Source organism: Brevibacillus fortis (assembly GCF_046196545.1).
Lineage (GTDB): Bacteria > Bacillota > Bacilli > Brevibacillales > Brevibacillaceae > Brevibacillus > Brevibacillus fortis_A.
Genome location: NZ_CP176370.1, coordinates 6,507,311 through 6,525,246 on the forward strand (window position 1 = coordinate 6,507,311; position 17,936 = coordinate 6,525,246).

The 17,936-nt window shown below is 43.1% G+C and carries 19 protein-coding genes; 1 reads left to right on the forward strand and 18 read right to left on the reverse strand.

All coding sequences use genetic code 11. The annotated features are described in order from the left end of the window. Positions 1–391: 391 nt before the first annotated feature. From ACKKE8_RS31385 to ACKKE8_RS31445, 13 genes are all read right to left on the reverse strand, one after another. Positions 392–562: an IDEAL domain-containing protein gene (locus tag ACKKE8_RS31385; RefSeq protein WP_157696755.1), complete on the reverse strand. Its 171-nt coding sequence runs from the start codon at positions 560–562 to the stop codon at positions 392–394. A 29-nt stretch (positions 563–591) separates the two neighbouring features. Next, positions 592–1,401, reverse strand: coding sequence for a recombinase family protein (locus ACKKE8_RS31390; protein WP_409176442.1), 810 nt, complete (start codon positions 1,399–1,401; stop codon positions 592–594). Positions 1,402–1,623: 222 nt separating this feature from the next. After that, entirely contained in the window at positions 1,624–2,097 is a 474-nt protein-coding gene (locus ACKKE8_RS31395; RefSeq protein ID WP_409176443.1) for a DUF4365 domain-containing protein, read from the reverse strand. A 145-nt stretch (positions 2,098–2,242) separates the two neighbouring features. Further along, positions 2,243–2,740 (reverse strand): HGGxSTG domain-containing protein, encoded by a 498-nt coding sequence (locus tag ACKKE8_RS31400; protein WP_409176444.1) that lies wholly within the window; start codon positions 2,738–2,740, stop codon positions 2,243–2,245. 119 nt (positions 2,741–2,859) lie between these two features. Then, on the reverse strand, positions 2,860–3,045 hold the full coding sequence (locus tag ACKKE8_RS31405) for a hypothetical protein (protein WP_409176445.1): 186 nt from the start codon (positions 3,043–3,045) through the stop codon (positions 2,860–2,862). 123 nt (positions 3,046–3,168) lie between these two features. Then, positions 3,169–3,321, reverse strand: a complete 153-nt coding sequence (locus tag ACKKE8_RS31410; protein ID WP_409176446.1) for a hypothetical protein — start codon at positions 3,319–3,321, stop codon at positions 3,169–3,171. An 18-nt stretch (positions 3,322–3,339) separates the two neighbouring features. Continuing rightward, positions 3,340–3,597, reverse strand: a complete 258-nt coding sequence (locus tag ACKKE8_RS31415; protein WP_409176447.1) for a hypothetical protein — start codon at positions 3,595–3,597, stop codon at positions 3,340–3,342. A 1-nt stretch (position 3,598) separates the two neighbouring features. Next, positions 3,599–4,090, reverse strand: a complete 492-nt coding sequence (locus ACKKE8_RS31420; RefSeq protein ID WP_409176448.1) for a hypothetical protein — start codon at positions 4,088–4,090, stop codon at positions 3,599–3,601. 350 nt (positions 4,091–4,440) lie between these two features. Next, positions 4,441–7,020: a DEAD/DEAH box helicase family protein gene (locus tag ACKKE8_RS31425; protein ID WP_409176449.1), complete on the reverse strand. Its 2,580-nt coding sequence runs from the start codon at positions 7,018–7,020 to the stop codon at positions 4,441–4,443. Between the two features lies 1 nt (position 7,021). Further along, positions 7,022–9,064 (reverse strand): DNA methyltransferase, encoded by a 2,043-nt coding sequence (locus ACKKE8_RS31430; RefSeq protein ID WP_409176450.1) that lies wholly within the window; start codon positions 9,062–9,064, stop codon positions 7,022–7,024. A gap of 217 nt (positions 9,065–9,281) precedes the next feature. Further along, on the reverse strand, positions 9,282–9,761 hold the full coding sequence (rlmH, locus tag ACKKE8_RS31435; RefSeq protein ID WP_409176451.1) for a 23S rRNA (pseudouridine(1915)-N(3))-methyltransferase RlmH: 480 nt from the start codon (positions 9,759–9,761) through the stop codon (positions 9,282–9,284). A gap of 4 nt (positions 9,762–9,765) precedes the next feature. Continuing rightward, complete coding sequence (locus tag ACKKE8_RS31440; RefSeq protein ID WP_409176452.1) at positions 9,766–10,008, reverse strand: CxxH/CxxC protein; 243 nt, start codon at positions 10,006–10,008, stop codon at positions 9,766–9,768. Between the two features lie 572 nt (positions 10,009–10,580). Continuing rightward, on the reverse strand, positions 10,581–11,816 hold the full coding sequence (locus tag ACKKE8_RS31445; protein WP_409176453.1) for a S1C family serine protease: 1,236 nt from the start codon (positions 11,814–11,816) through the stop codon (positions 10,581–10,583). A 280-nt stretch (positions 11,817–12,096) separates the two neighbouring features. Here ACKKE8_RS31445 and ACKKE8_RS31450 point away from each other — a divergent pair, with 280 nt between their 5' ends. Next, positions 12,097–12,333: a hypothetical protein gene (locus ACKKE8_RS31450; protein WP_409176454.1), complete on the forward strand. Its 237-nt coding sequence runs from the start codon at positions 12,097–12,099 to the stop codon at positions 12,331–12,333. On the opposite strand, the gene ACKKE8_RS31455 is transcribed toward ACKKE8_RS31450, so the two are convergent. From ACKKE8_RS31455 to yycF, 5 genes are read right to left on the reverse strand one after another with little or no spacing between them, the layout of a single operon-like run. After that, positions 12,328–13,116 carry an MBL fold metallo-hydrolase gene (locus tag ACKKE8_RS31455; protein WP_015894070.1) on the reverse strand — a complete coding sequence of 263 codons (789 nt, stop codon included), beginning with the start codon at positions 13,114–13,116 and terminating at the stop codon, positions 12,328–12,330. The genes ACKKE8_RS31450 and ACKKE8_RS31455 overlap by 6 nt on opposite strands. Positions 13,117–13,159: 43 nt before the next feature. Continuing rightward, on the reverse strand, positions 13,160–13,933 hold the full coding sequence (locus tag ACKKE8_RS31460) for a two-component system regulatory protein YycI (RefSeq protein WP_106656840.1): 774 nt from the start codon (positions 13,931–13,933) through the stop codon (positions 13,160–13,162). Further along, complete coding sequence (locus ACKKE8_RS31465) at positions 13,920–15,302, reverse strand: YycH family regulatory protein (RefSeq protein WP_409176455.1); 1,383 nt, start codon at positions 15,300–15,302, stop codon at positions 13,920–13,922. The genes ACKKE8_RS31460 and ACKKE8_RS31465 overlap by 14 nt, the downstream gene beginning before the upstream one ends. Next, on the reverse strand, positions 15,299–17,122 hold the full coding sequence (walK, locus tag ACKKE8_RS31470) for a cell wall metabolism sensor histidine kinase WalK (protein ID WP_409176456.1): 1,824 nt from the start codon (positions 17,120–17,122) through the stop codon (positions 15,299–15,301). The genes ACKKE8_RS31465 and walK overlap by 4 nt, the downstream gene beginning before the upstream one ends. Then, positions 17,119–17,829, reverse strand: a complete 711-nt coding sequence (gene yycF / locus ACKKE8_RS31475) for a response regulator YycF (RefSeq protein ID WP_409176457.1) — start codon at positions 17,827–17,829, stop codon at positions 17,119–17,121. Before yycF ends, walK begins: the two co-directional genes overlap by 4 nt. Between the last annotated feature and the right edge of the window lie 107 nt (positions 17,830–17,936).

Consider the following 17,936-nt stretch of genomic DNA (forward strand, 5'->3'; position numbering starts at 1 on the left):
CACTAGCTTGTTACTGTCCATGCTTGTGTATTTTTTAAGACTTACTCGACTAATTATTAATTATCAGGCTTTCGCCTATTTTCAGGTCTTTAGACGTAAAAAAACACTTGTCGCCCATGACGGGCAAATCAAGTGTTTGAAAGTTGAAAAGTTGGAAGAGTGTCAAGTTTGTTTGGTCAATCTTGCTAAACAAAAATCCGTATATTGTGTGAGGTTATTATGACATCTGGGCAGGCAGGAGTCAATAGTAGTCAGTCATTTTGTTTACTGTCACCAACGAGCTTTCACGCTCTCACCGCTTGCTATCCTACTGCGGCGTAATTAACGGTAATACCCACTGAAAACGTTATCTCGCCCGGTTCTCGTTGGTCTCTGACTTGTTCCCTCTGTGCTAGTCGAGTACGCCTAATTCACGGCGTGCTTGGATTTCCAGCTCACGCAACCACTTTTGCTTTTTGACTAGTTCCTCAAACCATTCCTTGTCCTTCAAAGCTAGAGCCATGTCAATCATTTCGTCGTAGTCCTCTGAACACATCATCATTGCTTCTTGAAATTTGCTCATTTGTCTAACCTCCCATTGTTAGTCGACGATTAGCTAACTTGCCTTGCCTTGTTCCACAACTGACGGCTAATGATACGAGGGAAAACATCTTTCTGTCTGATACCGTTCCGTTCTTTTTTCCCGTTGTAGGTATTGAAACCTGTATACGTCTCATTGTTCAAAATGTTTTGAACCTGTACGACAGTCCAATCCTTCCCTGTTTTAGTGCGAATGCCCGCTCGGTTCAATTTGCAAGCGATTTTGTATGGATTATTCCCCTCTACATAGAGTTGAAATATGTTCTTTACCGTTTGTGCTTGTTGCTCATTTATGATTATAATACCATTTTGTACCTGATACCCAAAGGCAGGAGCGCCGCCAGCATATTTATTTCCCTTGGCGGTGGCGATTCGTCCGCCTTTTGTCCGTTCGTTAATGGTCTTCCGTTCAAATTCTGAAAAAGAGCCTATCATTTGCAGGAACATCATCCCTGACGGTGTGGAAGTATCAAAGTTTTCCGACACGCTAATGAAGGCAACCCCTTTAGGCTCCAGTTCATCCTCAATCAATAATATCAAGTTTCTTAACCTTCTATGTATACGGTCTGCCTTCACTACGACGACTCCCGTCACTTCGTTTTCAGCCTGCTGGACATATTGCATCATGTCTCTGTATCCTTCACGTTCAGTCGTACTTCCACTTTCTCCTTCATCCTTAAATATTCCTGCCAATTCCCAGCCTTGACTGATACAGTACGCTTCAATCTTTTTCACTTGCTCCGCTATCGAAGTATTCTCTATCTGACTATCTGAGGAAATTCGGGCGTAGCCAACCACTCTCTTCATTTTCATGTTTCCCATGTCCAGTGCCTCCTTTTTTGTAAACACTATACGACCTAGATTAAGGAAATTACAATTTCTTTTATACTTTTTGCCACTCGCCTACCGAGATCGTGGTAAGCCAACATCATTTTGATTTTTCGTTCTCCTTTGCGTCAGCGATAAAAAAGGAGCGAACAAGGGCGGTTACCCTGTCTGCTCCATTGATAATCATTGATCCCTGTTCTTTAACCTTGTTTAGTCCTACACTTCTACAGCTCCAAGATTGAAAATATTCACCACTGACTTATCAAAAGTAAACGGTTCGAGTAACGGCAAGTTCTTACGTGATAAGTTTAGACCCCATTCAGGTTGACTTTTCAATCCTTCGTAATCTTTGCTGGCAAAAAGAGCATCCGACTCTCGCCATCTTGTTGACGGAATCAAGTACAACCTTGGTGCTTCTCCTTCTTCTAAAAGGACAACTGCTGCCAGCAGGTTTTCCCTCAAATCAAATTTGCTTTTGGCGAAAAACACATAGTTGTTATTTCTAGCCGACTTTACTTGAATATCGTAATATTTGTTGTCTTTACGAATAACAAAATCGATACCGCGGTCGTCTACTTCAGAAGTGTATACCTCAAATCCAAGTAAGGTAAATTCCATCTTAACGAAATATTCGGCATACCGTCCCAATTGTAAATGATTTAACTTGCTCCACTCATATTTTCTTTCCATGTGTTTTCCTCCTAGAATGTTCTGTAAAGTGGCAATCATCTAACTACTCCACTTTCATTCTATCAGTCGAGGAGGATTTTGGAAATACGATGGCATTTCAAAGAAAGAGCAAAACAAAGGAATTGTATGCCTTGTTTGCCCTCTACTAGTTCATACGTTGCTTTCTGGCCTGATCGAGTATTTCAACCAGTCGATCTAAAGACCCATCACTTTTGTTCCCCTGCACTTCTAACAGCCTACTGCTCTCCCTTACAAGGCTTACCTTGTTCATTCCGATTCTCGTTATTCCTTCCTCAATGGCTCGTATTAGAGCAGGGTTCGGCTTTTTCTTCTGCTCCTCTTGTTTAATGCGCCGCATCATACGAAGAATGCGTATCTCTGATAACTTTAACTCACTTTCAACTTGTGCCTTCGGGTCAGTTGATACTTGGGCTAACAGTTCCCGTTCCTCCTCCGTCAATGTATCCTCCCAGATCGTTTCATACAGTCCATGTTTTAATGCGTTTTTGTTACCCTTTAGCTTGCTGGGGTTTTTCGGTCCAGTGGATTTCCCCCCGTGTAACCTACAACGCCCGTTTGCTAAAGCGGCTTTTTTACATGGTCTGTCGCTTCTCGTCTTAGCTCCACACAGCTTTTTTTCCATTCTCTCACCGCCTAACCTCATATCATGGGGTTCGTTTCCCCGACCGGGGGGAGGTCTACACGCCCCCAGCCGCCCAATCTATATCAATGTTTATCAGTTACTTTTCAACTAATCGCTTTTCAATTACTCGTATTTGCTACTTGCTGTGCCTTTACTTTCCTGAATGCTTCAAACTCTTCACGCAGTCCTGCCGCATTGATGTAATCTATATAGTCCTCTAACAGGTATGCGTTACGTAGATTCATATCGTTCGCCGCACTTAGTTCTTCCCATAGGAATTTTTCATACTCTGTCATTTCGTCCATCTTTGTTATGCCCTCCTGTAACCGTGAAATTTGGTTTATATCGTGTTTCAGTGTTCGGGGGCTAGAATATACGGTGCAAGTTACATGCAACGCATCTTTGCCCCCTTCTCGTTGGTGCTCGTATTAATGCATTGCTTCCTTTGCCTTACGTTCCCAGTATTTCCGGCTATATTCCTTTTCCTTCTGTTTGTTCTCTGGTTTCTGCCGCCATTTACGCATGTATTCTTTATCATATTGGCGGCGAGCTTCCAGTGCTTCAGAACTCAACTTTGCCATATACGTATTCCCTCCCCGTTAAACTTTTCCCGTTGCCTTGCTGAGTGTTTCCTTTACCGCGCCGCGAATGGTTGATTTCAAGCCCTCTCCGGAACGTACACCCTCAATTTCAATGCCTTCATCATCGATAATTTCAATTACAACATCATCCTTAGTGGAATTACCCCACTTGAATACACCGTCTTCTGTGTAAATTTCATGGGATACCTTTCCCGGGAATCGTGCGTGCAAGTCTTTCAACACTTGCTGCCATTTTTTTGAAACAGAGTTACGCATCTTAGTTCGCCTCCAATTCTGCCAACTTCGCCATCTCATAGGCTAAAAGCTGCTCCGTTTCCTGTACTCGTTCCTCTGCCCGTTGAACCATTGCCACCACTTCTTCCTTTGCTTCCTCCAGTTCCTTACGCTGACGAGCTAAAACGCTTTGGTTGTGCTGTACAGTTCCCCTCAATGCAGATGCTTCACGCCGTAAATCTTCAATGTAACGAATTGCTTCTAGCTTTTCATGACTGTCTTTCTGATCCCCTAACAATTCAAACCGTTCAGCTTGATCTAATAACTGCCAGATCTCTGCTCCTACCTGTGCATCTGTGCGCCCCGACAGTTTCAACTCTGCCGCCTTCTCCCGCAAGTCCCTTGCCCGTTGCCAATAACCCCGAATCTCGTCCATAAGCTGTTCATAGTCTGCTTCCGCCTGGGCAATCGAACGCACCGTTTCCTCTGTCATTTCCTCGACTGCTTCCGTTACTACCTGCTCACGTTTTGCCATGATCTGTCCATCTCCTTATTGTTTTCTGCATGCAAAAAAGGCTCACTCCATCTTCAACAAGTGGAATAAGCCTTCTAAGTGTTTGGTCAAGTTTATATTTTCAAGTGGTTAAGTGTTTAGATACTACTTACTGTTTACAGTTTACGACCTTCAATGGAATAAGTAAACCCTTTTAAAATGATGCTTAAGATTATCTAGTTTTTTGCCTTTTCGCCATTAATAGGATTTACAGAATATTATACCTGATAAGGAGGTTTTGTAGACATGATGGATTTTGATTGACAGAATCACAATCTCTCACGCTCGCCAACCCAGCGATAACTGCAGCGGCGCCTCTGCATAAGGATTTATTAATTATTTTTTTCTAATTTATCATCTAAATCACTTCTAAACTCGCCATTTATCAGTTTTCCATTCCTGAGGTAGTCAAAGAATTCCACAAAACTATTTGGGCTCAGAAAGTGAAAAATATACTTTTGCTTTATATTGTTTTGTGTCAGCTTTTCGTTTAAATCATTGAAGTGCTGCTTCGCATATTTGTATTTTGCCTTATTTTCATCAGATTCATCATTATCGCTCTTAACCTCTACAACAATATAATACTCATAATCGTTTTCAGAGATCTTAATAAAAAAATCGGGATTAAAACTTTGTTGCTTGGAGTGCTTACCACCAGTTGTGGTAATTGAATACTGTATACTATAGAATCCTTGATCCCTAGACTTTACCCAAGCGCTAAGCTTACTTGCATTGTTTTGTTTACATAAAGATTCAATAAATTTTCTTTCAGGTTCATACTTTGTAAATACGATATCTAGAGGGGTTTTAAACAAGTATGGATTAATTTGTCTTGATGAGCTCCTAGGGAATGTTTCATCTTCCAAGACCGCTTGCAAAGTTTCTTTTATATCTTGATTAAGTTCAATATCAAAATTATCTGTATGAAACACCGTTGCATTATGACGTAGATTACCTACAGCAATTGTCTCTCGATCAGTATCTACCGTAGAAATTTCATAAGGCTCTGTAACTTTCCATACATTCACGATTGTTTTTCCCTTTTTTCTCAAAAGGGTGCTAAACATAGATTCTATCTTGTATTTATTTTTACCAACAAGACGATCCCCTTTGATGCCAACCCTATCCATTGAGTTCCTTATAATTTTTCTTATTTCTTCTTTTGGTGGTAAATTTTCCTTTGTATACGTTCCCTCTGGAAGCCTTAATATCTTTCCTTCCCATTCACGAGTTCTAAATTCATCAAATATTTTATTTACAATTTCATCTATTGTGTATGTATTATATTGTACCAGTGTATTCTTTTCTCTTATTATTCCTGACAGATCTAGATACTCAGTTTCCTTTTCTGTCTCCTCAACTTGAGCAATTAGCTCTAGGTAACCTTTTGTATAGTCAAATTCCTGATGTTCCTTTTGAGACTCTTTTTCTTGCTGTTCTTTGTCATACTCAATATTATATAAATTAAAATGATATTTGGATCTCTCCCCTTCTTTAAGCGGTGTACTTATAAGTTTCATTTCAATTTCAAGTATCTCATCTACTAATCCTCTAATATTTCGACTCCAAGCATCGTGGTTAAACACCCTAACTCTTGGTTGTGGTGATTGATACTCTGATGGTATCCTTAAACCTCTACCAAGAACTTGTGCTATTAATAACTTTGAACAAAATGCTCTATCTTCCCAAGGTACAATTTGAAATACATTTTTAACGTCCCAGCCCTCTGTCAACATTGAAACCGATACTATCCATTCAGTTGGATCTTCTTTATCATCTACCCTTGAAAGTCTTGCTACATTCAGTTTGTGATCGTTATGAGAAGTAACAATCAGCACTTTCTTCTCTACTTCTTCTTTTTGAAGATCAAGCTTATTCCCTAGAAATTCCTTCAATTCTTCAGCTAATTGCTTAGCTTTAGTAATATCTTTTGTTATTAGAATTGTTAGAGGCTTTACTTTCCTGTAAGTATCTTTATTTTGTATATGGTTGTCTAATATTTTTTGAAACTTTTCATTTTGATCTATGCTGTCGTCTTTACTAACGTAGTCAATCATTTTTACCATTTTATCATCAACAGCCTGGCGTAATGAATATCTATAAATAACATCATTAAAATATTCATCTTCAATATATGCTGTTCCAGTAAATCCCAACATATAATAAAAATTATACTCGTTACCTAGTAAAAACTCTTTCCATTTTTTAATATTTTGACTCTGTTGATCTCTACCAGAAACTATATTAAATATATGGTGAGCTTCATCACTTAAAATAAGTACTTTCTCACCTACCCACATCAAGCTATCCATGATTGAAGAACTATTATTTTCATATACTGCATGTATATTTTCTACACAAATATCGCCGTTTTTAATAGTACTATTAGCATCAATAATAGCTGGATTTTTATATATAGCAGATTCAGGTAGAGTTTGTTTAAGTCTACTATCTCCGCTCAATGAAAAAAACTTTTCTTTTAAACCCTTTTCAATAGTGAGTGATGGACAAAGAACTAAAACTTTATCAACTAAACCAAGTCCCAACATAATTTGAGCAATACCGTAAATTACATAACTTTTTCCCGTTCCTGTAGCAAGATCTATAGTCGCACTTAATTTATTTGGTAATTGTATCTTTCTTAAATATTCTTCAATATCTTTGTAGCGATTTTTTAGCTCGATTCTTCGACTATCATTCCAATTTTCTTTTACCAGATCTTCAATTGAATTATACTTACCTGATGCTAGATAAATTATTGCGGTTTGGATAGCTTCCTTTTGATATTGCCTATCACTACATAATACGTCCAAAAATCTATCCCATTGGGATAGATCTAGTTTTATCGGATCGTATAATTTATTAACATTTAAAATCAAGTCTTTGGTCTTATATGTTTTAACTTCCTGCAATTCACTCCACCTTCAATTCTTCGATAAATTCGTTCCCATAAATATCAACATATATAACCATTACCTTTTCACCGCAGCTAGATTTATCAAATGCAGGTATAACAATTTTCGGTTGTTGCTTAAGTTCTTCCCTTATCAGTGCTTCCTCGTCAGTCAATTTAACCTTTTTTGGTAATAATTCCTCTGAAAAATAATAAATATCCATCTGGAATTCCTTACCGTTATAATTCTTATCAATTAGTACCATAGATAGTGATTCAAAGTTATCCATGTCTTTTCCGCTTTCTTCTTCTGTAAACTCTGAGTAAAACTTATTTATGTGTATTTCTACTTTTTCTTTATTAACCACCAACTCAGATGATACTCTTGGCTGTCGCATAAAATGAAAGCCAATTGCATTATCTAAATCATTTATATTCTTTTTACTTTGGGGCTGACGGAACTTTTTAAACTGTACTTTGTGCAGTTCTTTAATAATATGGTATGGTACTTTTAAAAAATAATACTTCATATTGCCTATCTCATAGTAATCGCTAATAAAATCCACATAGTTCGCAGGTGCTACTATATAACATCTATTTCCTATCTTTCCACCCACATAAGAGTGTAAGTCTTCCAAATAGTCTATATCGACTGATGCATTACTAAATTTCCAATAAGGGAATATTATACAATGATACCCATCTTTCTTCTGACCGTCAAAAGTAATTCCATTGATCTTTTTATCTACAGACTCAATTTCAAATAAATTCATCACAAATTTAATATATTCTTCTTTATTTAGAGAAAATATCTTTTCTAGGTCATAATATCCCGTGTTTAGCATTACGAAACTATTTGCTTTTTTATCGAATGATTTTTTATTGTTTTCCAAACTTAAACTTGATTCTACATTTAATAGTCTTCTTTGAATGGTATATATTGATAATTTACCTATATCGCAAGTTATCCACTTCCTACCGAGCTTCTCGGCTACTACTGCAGTGGTCCCTGATCCACCGAAAAAGTCAAGAACAAGGTCACCTGGTTTTGTGGAAGCCTCAATGATTCTTTTTAGAAGAGCTTCAGGTTTTTGTGTAGGATAACCAACATTTTCGGTTTGTCTATATGCATAAGTGCCAACAGCATGATCATTAAAAGCTTTCCCCATGTCCTCTTTCCCCATCCAAACACTCCATGCTGTCTGGGGTCTGTTTTCATTCGCTTCATTTATAGCTTCTTGCTTAGTTAAATTAGGATTTTTACAAATATACGTTTTTAAGCTTTTAGATCCGCCGCTACTTTCTTTACCCCTAGTGTAATACCATCCAATATCATCTTTTTGTAAAGCATTTGTAATACGTGGAGAATATCCTAAACGTTTAGGTGGATTGAAATAAGCGTTTGGTGCTTTATAACAAAAAATAGTCTCATGAGACTTAGGATAATATTTCCCAGACCCAAGTAGACCACAAACCCAAACTATTTCCGCGAATTCGAAGTCAGGGAATAATTCATCTAAAACTAGTTTGACCTCGTGCCCTTTTTTTGAATCTATATGGACATATATAGTACCATCGTCAGCTAGTATTTCTTTAGCTAAAATTAATCTTCTTCTTAAGAACTCCAAGAACTCAGATCCTTTAGTTTTGTCAGTATAGGCTTTTAAACCTTGACTCGTATTAAAATCAGAATCTGTTCCAAATGGTGGGTCAATATAAATAAGATTGACTTTTCCCTTTACTTTATCCTTTATAAGTGGGTCTTTATTTTCGTAAATTGTTTTTAAAAACTGAAGATTATCACCGTATACCAACATGTTATTCCAGTCACTTTCGTTTCTCTCGTCTGCTTTATTAAAAGCCTTTTCTATTTGTAGAGGTACAGGAAAGACACCATCTTCATTGGCCAACACGTCTTCTTTCCTCATTTTACCGCCATAAACAATTTCGTATTCTTTATGTGTGGTTGGGAAGAGCTTATATTTATAATCTTCTGGGATTTGTTGACCTTCTTGCAAGCGATTTATCAAATCACGAATCTCAAATTCATTTAATTTTGACATTGAATTATCCTCCATAAAACATTCAATTAAAATATATACTTATGTGTCTACTAGACATAATGTTGATCAAGTTTTTATACTTAGTATAAACGATCTACATAAATCTAGAAACTTTAAAAAGCATCTCTAATAGCTTATCCATTGTCAAACCCGTTATTTCTAAGCCTATTGATATAATGATTATCCAATATAATCTCCCTTTTAATTTTGTGTACCATCACTTGTGGTACGGTTCCCCCCGACTAATCCGAAACGCCCGATAAACCTGCTCCAACAGCACCAACCGCACCAACTGATGCGGAAACGTCATCTTTGAAAACGACAACAACGCATCGGCCCGCTTCAACACCTGATCCGCCAACCCCAACGACCCGCCAATCACAAACGCCACCTGACTGCGCCCATGCAAAGCCAGCTTGTCCATCTCCGCGGACAGCTTCTCCGATGACCACATTTGCCCATCAATCGCCAGCGTAATTACATACTGATCCTGCTTGATCTGCGCCAGGATACGCTCGCCTTCCTTGCGCTTCACCTGCTCCATCTCCGCCGCACTCATCTCTTCCGGTGCCTTTTCATCATTGACCTCGATCACTTGCAGCTTGCAGTAAGCAGACAGACGCTTGCTGTATTCATCAATGCCCTCACGCAAATATTTCTCCTTTAGCTTCCCTACCGTAATAATCGAAATTTGCATGATCCTACATTCCCTTCTCTTTCAAAAGCGCAACCTGCCCAGGCTCTCCACATTCCCGACAACGCTTGTCTACTCCATCGCCATCAATCGCCTGTGCCGCATACGTATCCGGCGCCGCCTCAAAATCATTTACGTAATCATCCAACTCCTGCTCCAAATGCTCCATGCAAGCAAACCGCACCGGATATTCCACCAACAACTCAACTTCTTTACCTTCTATTTGTAAGCTTTTCATCTTCATGTCCATATCGAATACCTCTTTTCCGTACAATTAATGTCGCTTCCTATTCTACCCCAGAACCGCAACAAAACAAATGAATCGACCAAAAAGACAACGATGAGTTTACAAACATAAGCCTCTGTATTCTATAGCTTTTGTTTTTTAACTTTCGACGGACAGTTAAAGCTGTAGAGAGAAAAAAGAAGAAAAAAGCGAAAGTCTTTGGGATACCAACCGAAGCGCAATGGAAAAAAAGAAACCTGCCTTTAGCATCCACCTCTGAGACACTACGTAGCTGCGCGACTTTGGACGCGGGTTTCTTTTTTTCCATGGAGCTGGGCAGAACCGCCTCCCTGCAGGTAGCCCAAGAACTTGAGCGTTTTCTTCTTTTTTCTCTCCTCCACCAAAGTCCGGTCGAACAAAAAAAGAGAGCGCCGTATCAGCTCGGCGCTCTTAAGAAGGGATCTATTTAAAAATAGATAGAGGGGGGAACTTCAGATACTGCATATATGCAAACGGGACGAAATGCATCCCGGAATTGCCCGTCAAAGTTTGTTTCCTTCACATGCCTGCCTACAAAATGGCTTGGTCAGTACCTCTTACTGCTGTGGCGGAGCCGTCAGCTTCACTTTGGCAGTCTTCTGGATACCATCACGATAGTACGTAACGTCCATGGTATCGCCCGGCTTTTTGTTCATCATCAAATACTTCCGCAGCTGAGCGCTGTTGGAAATGTCCTTGTTGTCCAGCTTCACGATGACATCGAATTGTCTCAAGCCTGCTTCACCCGCAGGCGAGAATTTGCCTACCTCCGTTTGCACGACGACGCCAGCATTCACATTGTCAGGCAGATTCAAGGTTTCTTTCCATTCGTAGCGTGGCACATTAGCCAAGTCGAGTGGTTGCACACCGAGGTAAGAACGTTCCAGTGTGCCTTTTTCCATCAGCTGGTCCACGATCACTTTGACATCATTAATCGGGAGGGCAAAACCTAACCCTTCAACACCTGCTTTGGAAATTTTCAAGGTATTAATCCCGATGACCTGACCCTCGATGTTCACGAGGGCACCACCGCTGTTACCAGGGTTGATCGCTGCGTCTGTTTGAATGACGTCCAGCTCCCAGTCGTCCTGACCATCTTCGTTAAAGTCCATTGGCATGGATCGTTCTTTGGAACTGATGATGCCTTGTGTGACGGTCCGGGAGAACTGCATACCCAATGGGTTCCCGATGGCAATGGCCGGTTCGCCCACCTGCAAGGTAGAAGAATCACCAAACTCAGCAACGTCCGTAACCTTGGAGGCGTCGATTTCCAGTACCGCCAGGTCGTTGTAACCATCGGCACCGACCACTTTCGCTGGAACTTTTTCACCTGTTGGCAGGGCGACCTCCAATTTTTGCGCCTTATCGATTACGTGATAGTTAGTCACGATGTAGGCTTTCCCGCCCTTTTTCTCAAAGATGACACCAGATCCTTGGCCCTGCTCGACATCCATCGAATTCTGCATCCAACTGTTTCTGCGCTGACCGATGTTGATTACACCAACGATTGCATTTTCCACTTTTTTCACCGCATCTACTGTACCCGATCCCACACTTACTGATACTGGCTTAGCAAACAGGCTAGAAGCGGAGGAATTGCTGCTGCTTAGCGCATTTTCTGTACTAGGCTTAACCATATTAATATATCCCGCATTGGAGAGAGTCGGCAGCGTGAGCAGGACGACCATACCCCCAATTACCGCGGACGTTACCGACGTCACGACCATACGTCCAATGTTAGAACCGCGTTGCTTTTTTCGCTCTACGTGAGTTAAATCATCATAAAAGCCCATGATTCATACTCTCCTTTCTATCTTCTACCATTACTAGCTTTACAGGTTTTTCATGCTCGTATACACAATGACATGCGCCTTAATTGGTGTGCATGATTGATTTTGTTGATGTCATTTCCTTTTGACACCCTTAGTATACGACCCGCTTTCGGCAAAATGGCGTGAGAATTATGGAAAGGTTGTGGAATAGAAAAAAGCTCCCGGAATATTTCTCCGAGAGCACGGATATGATAGATTAAAAGCTTTTACCTGCCAGACCAAATAGAAAGGATTGATAGACTTGAAAGAAGTCCACCTCATCGCCAAGCTGGCTGACCTTCAGGAAGTAGACTACCACAATACGCTTGTCCTGCACGCTTTGATCGAGCTGCTAGTTGCCAAAGGACTGCTGACACATGACGAGCTGACTGCCAAAGTGAATGAGCTCGATACACAATTAACTTTCCATATCGATACCTATACGGAGCTCACAGAGCGCATCACCAGTCGTCAAGCGGGGATCAAACCGATCTCATAGCTCTTCCAGCTTGGTAGGTCGATCCGGGTACGTATCGCGCAGATGCACATCGTTACCAACAGACAGCCCCCGCTCCTCCAAGATGTTTTTGACCGTCAGTCGGGCCAAATCAATCATGTTGTTTTCCTTACTCAAGTGGGCGAGGTATACACGTTCTGCCCCACCTGTTAGACAATCGAGCAAAGCATCGCCCGCCGCTTCATTGGACAAGTGCCCCACATCACTCAAGATACGTCGCTTGATGCTCCAAGGATACTGGGACATGCGCAGCAGTTCAACGTCATGATTGGACTCGAACACATACGCATCTGCACCACGAATCGTCTCCTTGATCCGATCACTAACATACCCCAGGTCTGTCGCGACACTGAGCTTTTTCTTGCCATCATAAAAACAAAAGCCCATCGGCTCAGCGGCATCGTGCGAGATTCCGAATGACTCGATGCCCAAATCCTCTAACTCTTTCTTTTCCCCCACAGAAAAGAAGCGTCGCTGATCTTCCTTGATCGTCCCGATTTGCCCATCCAGCTCCGACCACGTCTTTTCATTGGCGTAAATCGGCAATCCATATCGCCGCGCCATGACGCCGACTCCTTTAATATGGTCGACGTGCTCGTGGGTGACGAGAATGGCGCTCAGCTCTGCTGGATTGACACCAATGGTCTCCAGTGCCGCTTCTGCCTGCTTTCCTGTAATGCCTACATCGATCAATACGGAAACACGGTCTGTCGCCACGTAAATGGCATTGCCCGTACTCCCGCTTGCCAACACACTAAATCTCACCGAACATCCCTCTTCCCGTATCTTTCCCAGGTTGTCTATCTATTCAGCGCTGCGTTACCATCGGACGCTCCAGTGCTCCTGTAATCGCGTTGACAAAATGCCATTTGCCATCGTGAACCACACGCCATACAGGCACTAGCGTCTGAATATCCGCATCGTAAGAACCGTAATAACCCAGGCTCACATTCTCAATCCGTTCCCCTGGTGAAATAATTTGCTTGTCCACCAGAGAGCGTAGTGCCGCATAACCAGAGATCACCTGTCGTTCTCCCTGCTGCTTACGAAGGTGGAAAAAGGTCTGCCTGTAGCCAAGTATCGTTCCGTTGTCCAAATACATTTCCAACGGCGCGACGAATACTGGCATTTTATCATAGACCTGCCAATACAAGAGCCGCGCTTGATTCGATTGATAAGGATCAGCTACGTATTGATCGGAATAAATCAGCCTCGGACCAATTTGACGCAAGAGCTCCTGAGGATTCAGTTGACCACGAATCTGCATCGGTGGGTCCAGCTTGGCAGCCAGCGCCATCTTTTCTACCGTCGCCTGAAGTCCTGATATCTCATGCAAGGAAATCGGATTGATTCCGATATACTCCGCATCCAAATTGGACATTTCCGGTGTATCCTGCGGCACTTCTGTATCCAATGTGATATTTTGCTGATTCAAGTACAGCTCTGTATTCCATTTCTCGCTCTGCGCGACTTCCTTGTCATTCCACAGGCTTATGCGCGTCACATACACCTGATACAGGAGAAACAAATCGAGGAGTAGAAAGGCCCAGATCAGAATCGTCTTCGTCCTACTCCAATCCATGCGCCTTCCCTCCTCCCTGATTGGTGTGCGCAGAAATATACAGGTTCGCCTGATTCGCCAATTCCACAACCCAGATTGGCATCAGGTCTACGTTTCCTTCGCCTACTTTGGTATGGTAAGCCAAATAAGCGTTGGTGATTTTTTCTGTGTCCGCCAGCTTTTTGTCGCGGATATACTGATACAGCTCTGGACCAGACATAACTGTCCACTCTTTGTTATCGATATACTTGTCCAAATCCAGCAGCGAACGACTCATCGTCACAACCTGGCCTGCTTCTGATGTAATTTGGATCGTATCGATTTGCTTGGCCTCCCCATCGCTGATCAAGGGATACGCCCCCAAGTACTGGCGGAACGTGATCAAGTCTTTTTCATTGTAGCTCTTCTTGATTCGTTCAAAATGATAGTCATCAAGCCAGCCCAAGTGCTTATTCATGAAGGTAACGGCACTCTGCACTTTTTCTTCATCGGACAGCTCCTGATCCCGCTGTTGGTACGCCGGATCAGTAAACGTGAACGCCTGCTGCTCCGATCTCAATTGAATGGATCTGCTGCCATCTGTAAAAATAACCGTTTTGTCCCGCTCCATGATCTGTCTGACGAGCGATTGATCGATAAAGTAGGACTCGATTAGTCTTTCATTCGTAACAGGTACGTAGCTATAGCGAAATTGCTGCATGCGCATCTGATCCTTGGGCAAATAGTACGTGCTCCACATCAGCGCAGGTCCTTCCAAATCTACGAAGCTTCGCTCTGGTTTGACGATTTTCATGATTTGCTCAGGCATTAAATCACCAGAAGCCAAGTACGATTCCCGCAAATCCTTAGGGCTGATCGATGTTCGAGAACGCATCATTCGACCTTCCTCAGTCGACAAAAATAACGCGTAGACGACATCCTCGTCCTTCTCGTAGTACAACCACAATCGGTCAATCCCTTTCATTCGGTTGTCAAACTCATCCCGAAAGGTTACCAGCCGACCTACAATTGACAAAGGAACCGTGCTCCGAAAGCGCACTTCCAAACCCATCTTTTCCCGGGCAATATCTTCCCATTTCTCATTGGAGATGGTGAGCGGAGAAAAATCGAGGAAGATCCATTTCGACATTTCTCGCACGATCAAACTGTAAGGAGCATCGGTTGCGGATGCTTTCGTGTGGCGATCTTCCCCATAGTGAAAAACAACGGATTCCGGCGTAACGAGCTGTTCGAGTTGTTTTTCCTGAACTGGCTTTGACTGCGTGTACTCTGCCGGCTCAATAAATTGGAGGTTAGGTTGATTCGACCACAACATCGCTGTCAAAACAAAGCTGGCTAGCACTAGCAGATTGAGTAAGACGGTCTTGGCAGGCTCTAGCATCCGCTTCATCCCGTTTTTCCTCCTTGGGCAAATGGCACCCAGAACGTGACTGTCGTTCCCACGTTCCATTCGCTCGTAATCTCGATATCTGCACCGTGTGCCTGTACTAATTCGCGGGCAATTGCCAATCCCAGGCCCGTTCCACCCTGACCGCGCGAACGCGCCTTGTCTACGCGGTAGAAGCGCTCAAAGATTCGCTTCAAATCGCGGCTGGGAATACCGATTCCTGTGTCGGTGATGGAGATTTGAACCCGCTTTTGCTTGTGATTCTCTTTTGCCATGAGAACCACGGTGCCTCCTTGAGACGTATACTTGATCGCATTGGACAAAAGATTATCCAATACTTGATTGATCGCATCCAGATCAATATAAACCGGCGGAAGCTTGCTCGGCATATCCAGACTGAGCTGAACCTCTTGTTGCTCACTGAACATGGAAAAACGATCGGCAGCATAGTGAAGCAATCGATTGATGTCCGCTTCCTTACAATGCAGACGAACCCCCTGCGAATCAAAACGCGATAGCTGCAACAAATCGTTTACCAAGCGAATCATGCGCTCTGTCTCCGACGAAGTAACCTTCAAGAACCGTTGGGACAGCTCCGGCTCTTCCACTGCGCCATCCAGCAGCGCTTCCACATAGCTTTTAATGGTCGTCAGCGGTGTCCGCAGCTCATGCGACACATTCGCCACGAATTCGCGGCGCTGCTGCTCCAGTCGCTGCTGCTCCGTCACATCCGCTACGACAGCGATGATCCCGCCCATTTTTTTGCTATCATGCTGCAAGGGCGTAAACGTTACACGCAGGATCACTTCTTCCTTATTCGGCAGCGTCATCTCAATGATAAGCGGTTCTTCCTGCGTATAGAGCGACATCTCATCCTCTGGCGGTAGACCCAACAGATCATACAAGGTGCGTCTCTTGAGAAGGACATCAGCCATCGTCACCTGCAACATATCTTCTGCAGCCCGATTAAACAGGATGATCTGTCCATTTCGGTTAGCGGCAATGACACCGTCCGTCATGTTGCTCAAAATTCCCGCGAGCTTCTCACGCTCTTCTTCTTGCTGCAAAATCGCTTCCTGCAAACGCAAGGTCATATGATTAAAGGCCATACCGAGTTGGCCAATTTCATCATCGCTATAGACTCGTACACTACTGTTAAAGTCCCCGTCTGCCACCAATCGCGCCTGACGAGTCATCTCCTTCACAGGCTTGGTGATGGTGCGGGCCAACACAACCCCGAGCACCGCTGTAATGACCATAGCGATCATCGTACCTGTCCCCAAGATGCCGTTCATTTTACCAATCGTCGCATAAGTGCCTTCCATCGAAGCGATCATGTAGACCGCACCGTATACGATCTGATCGCCCTTAACAGGTAGTGCCAATACTTTTACCCGCGCCCCCGTCTTCGGGTCGATCCGCATCGATTCACTGCGCGTCCCGAGCAAGGCAACTGTCACTTCAGGCTGCGAGGTCCGCTGTCCAATTGTGCTTTTGTCCTCTGTCGTCGCAACCACCGTTCTTGTCTGATCGATGACCTGCACATTCGCTCCATTGATTTTTACCAGGTTGTTGATCAGGTTGTCGATGTCCTGGCGGTTTTGTTCGGCGTTGGATTCCTTCCCGTCATGCGGGCGCAAATCGCTTTCCAGCAAACTCGCTAACAAACTAGCTTGTCCATTCAAGGCCTCGGAAAAGTTGTTGATGTAGTAGCTCTCGACTTCCCGGGCAAAGTAGGCGCTTATAAATTGCATCGCAAGCAAAATCAACAGCATGTAAATGATGACCATTTTCCATTGAACGGTTTTGAACAGCCGCCTCATCCAGGCTGGCCTCCCATGCCGGGATTGCGTAATGTATAGCCCAAACCACGCCGCGTGATAATGTACTTCGGCTGGCTCGGATCATCCTCGATTTTTTCCCGCAAACGACGGATGGTCACATCTACCGTCCGCACATCGCCAAAATAGTCGAATCCCCAGACCGACTGCAGGAGATGCTCTCGCGTCAATACTTGTCCCTGATGGCGAGTGAGGTACACCAGCAGCTCAAGCTCACGGTGCGTCAGCTCTAATGCTTCTCCCACCTTTTCGACGGTATATGAGTTCAAATCGATTTCCAGCTCATGCACGCGCAGTACATGCTGGCTATCCTTCTCCTCCACTTTCGAGCGGTTACGGCGCAAATGAGCCTTTACACGGGCTACCAGCTCACGCGTACTAAATGGCTTCGTCACGTAATCGTCCGCGCCCAATTCCAGCCCGAGTACTTTATCCAGTTCAGAGTCTTTGGCAGTCAGCATGATGATCGGAACATCATACGTTTGACGAACAGTTCGACATACGTCCATTCCGTCTCTGCCTGGAAGCATAACATCCAGTAAAATCAGATCTGGTCGCTCATCCTTGACCAGGACAATTGCCTCATCACCATCATAGGCGCATACGACCTGATATCCTTCTTTTTCAAACGTAAATTTCAAAATATCTGCAATCGGTTTTTCATCGTCAACTACGAGGAGTTTTGCCATCCTGCGCCCTCCTTTTTCTGTAAGTACGTGTTCCAACAGTCGTCTGTTTCCTCTCAAACTGCCTCTTCAAGGATTCCACTTCGAACGTCACTATTCCTCTACAATAC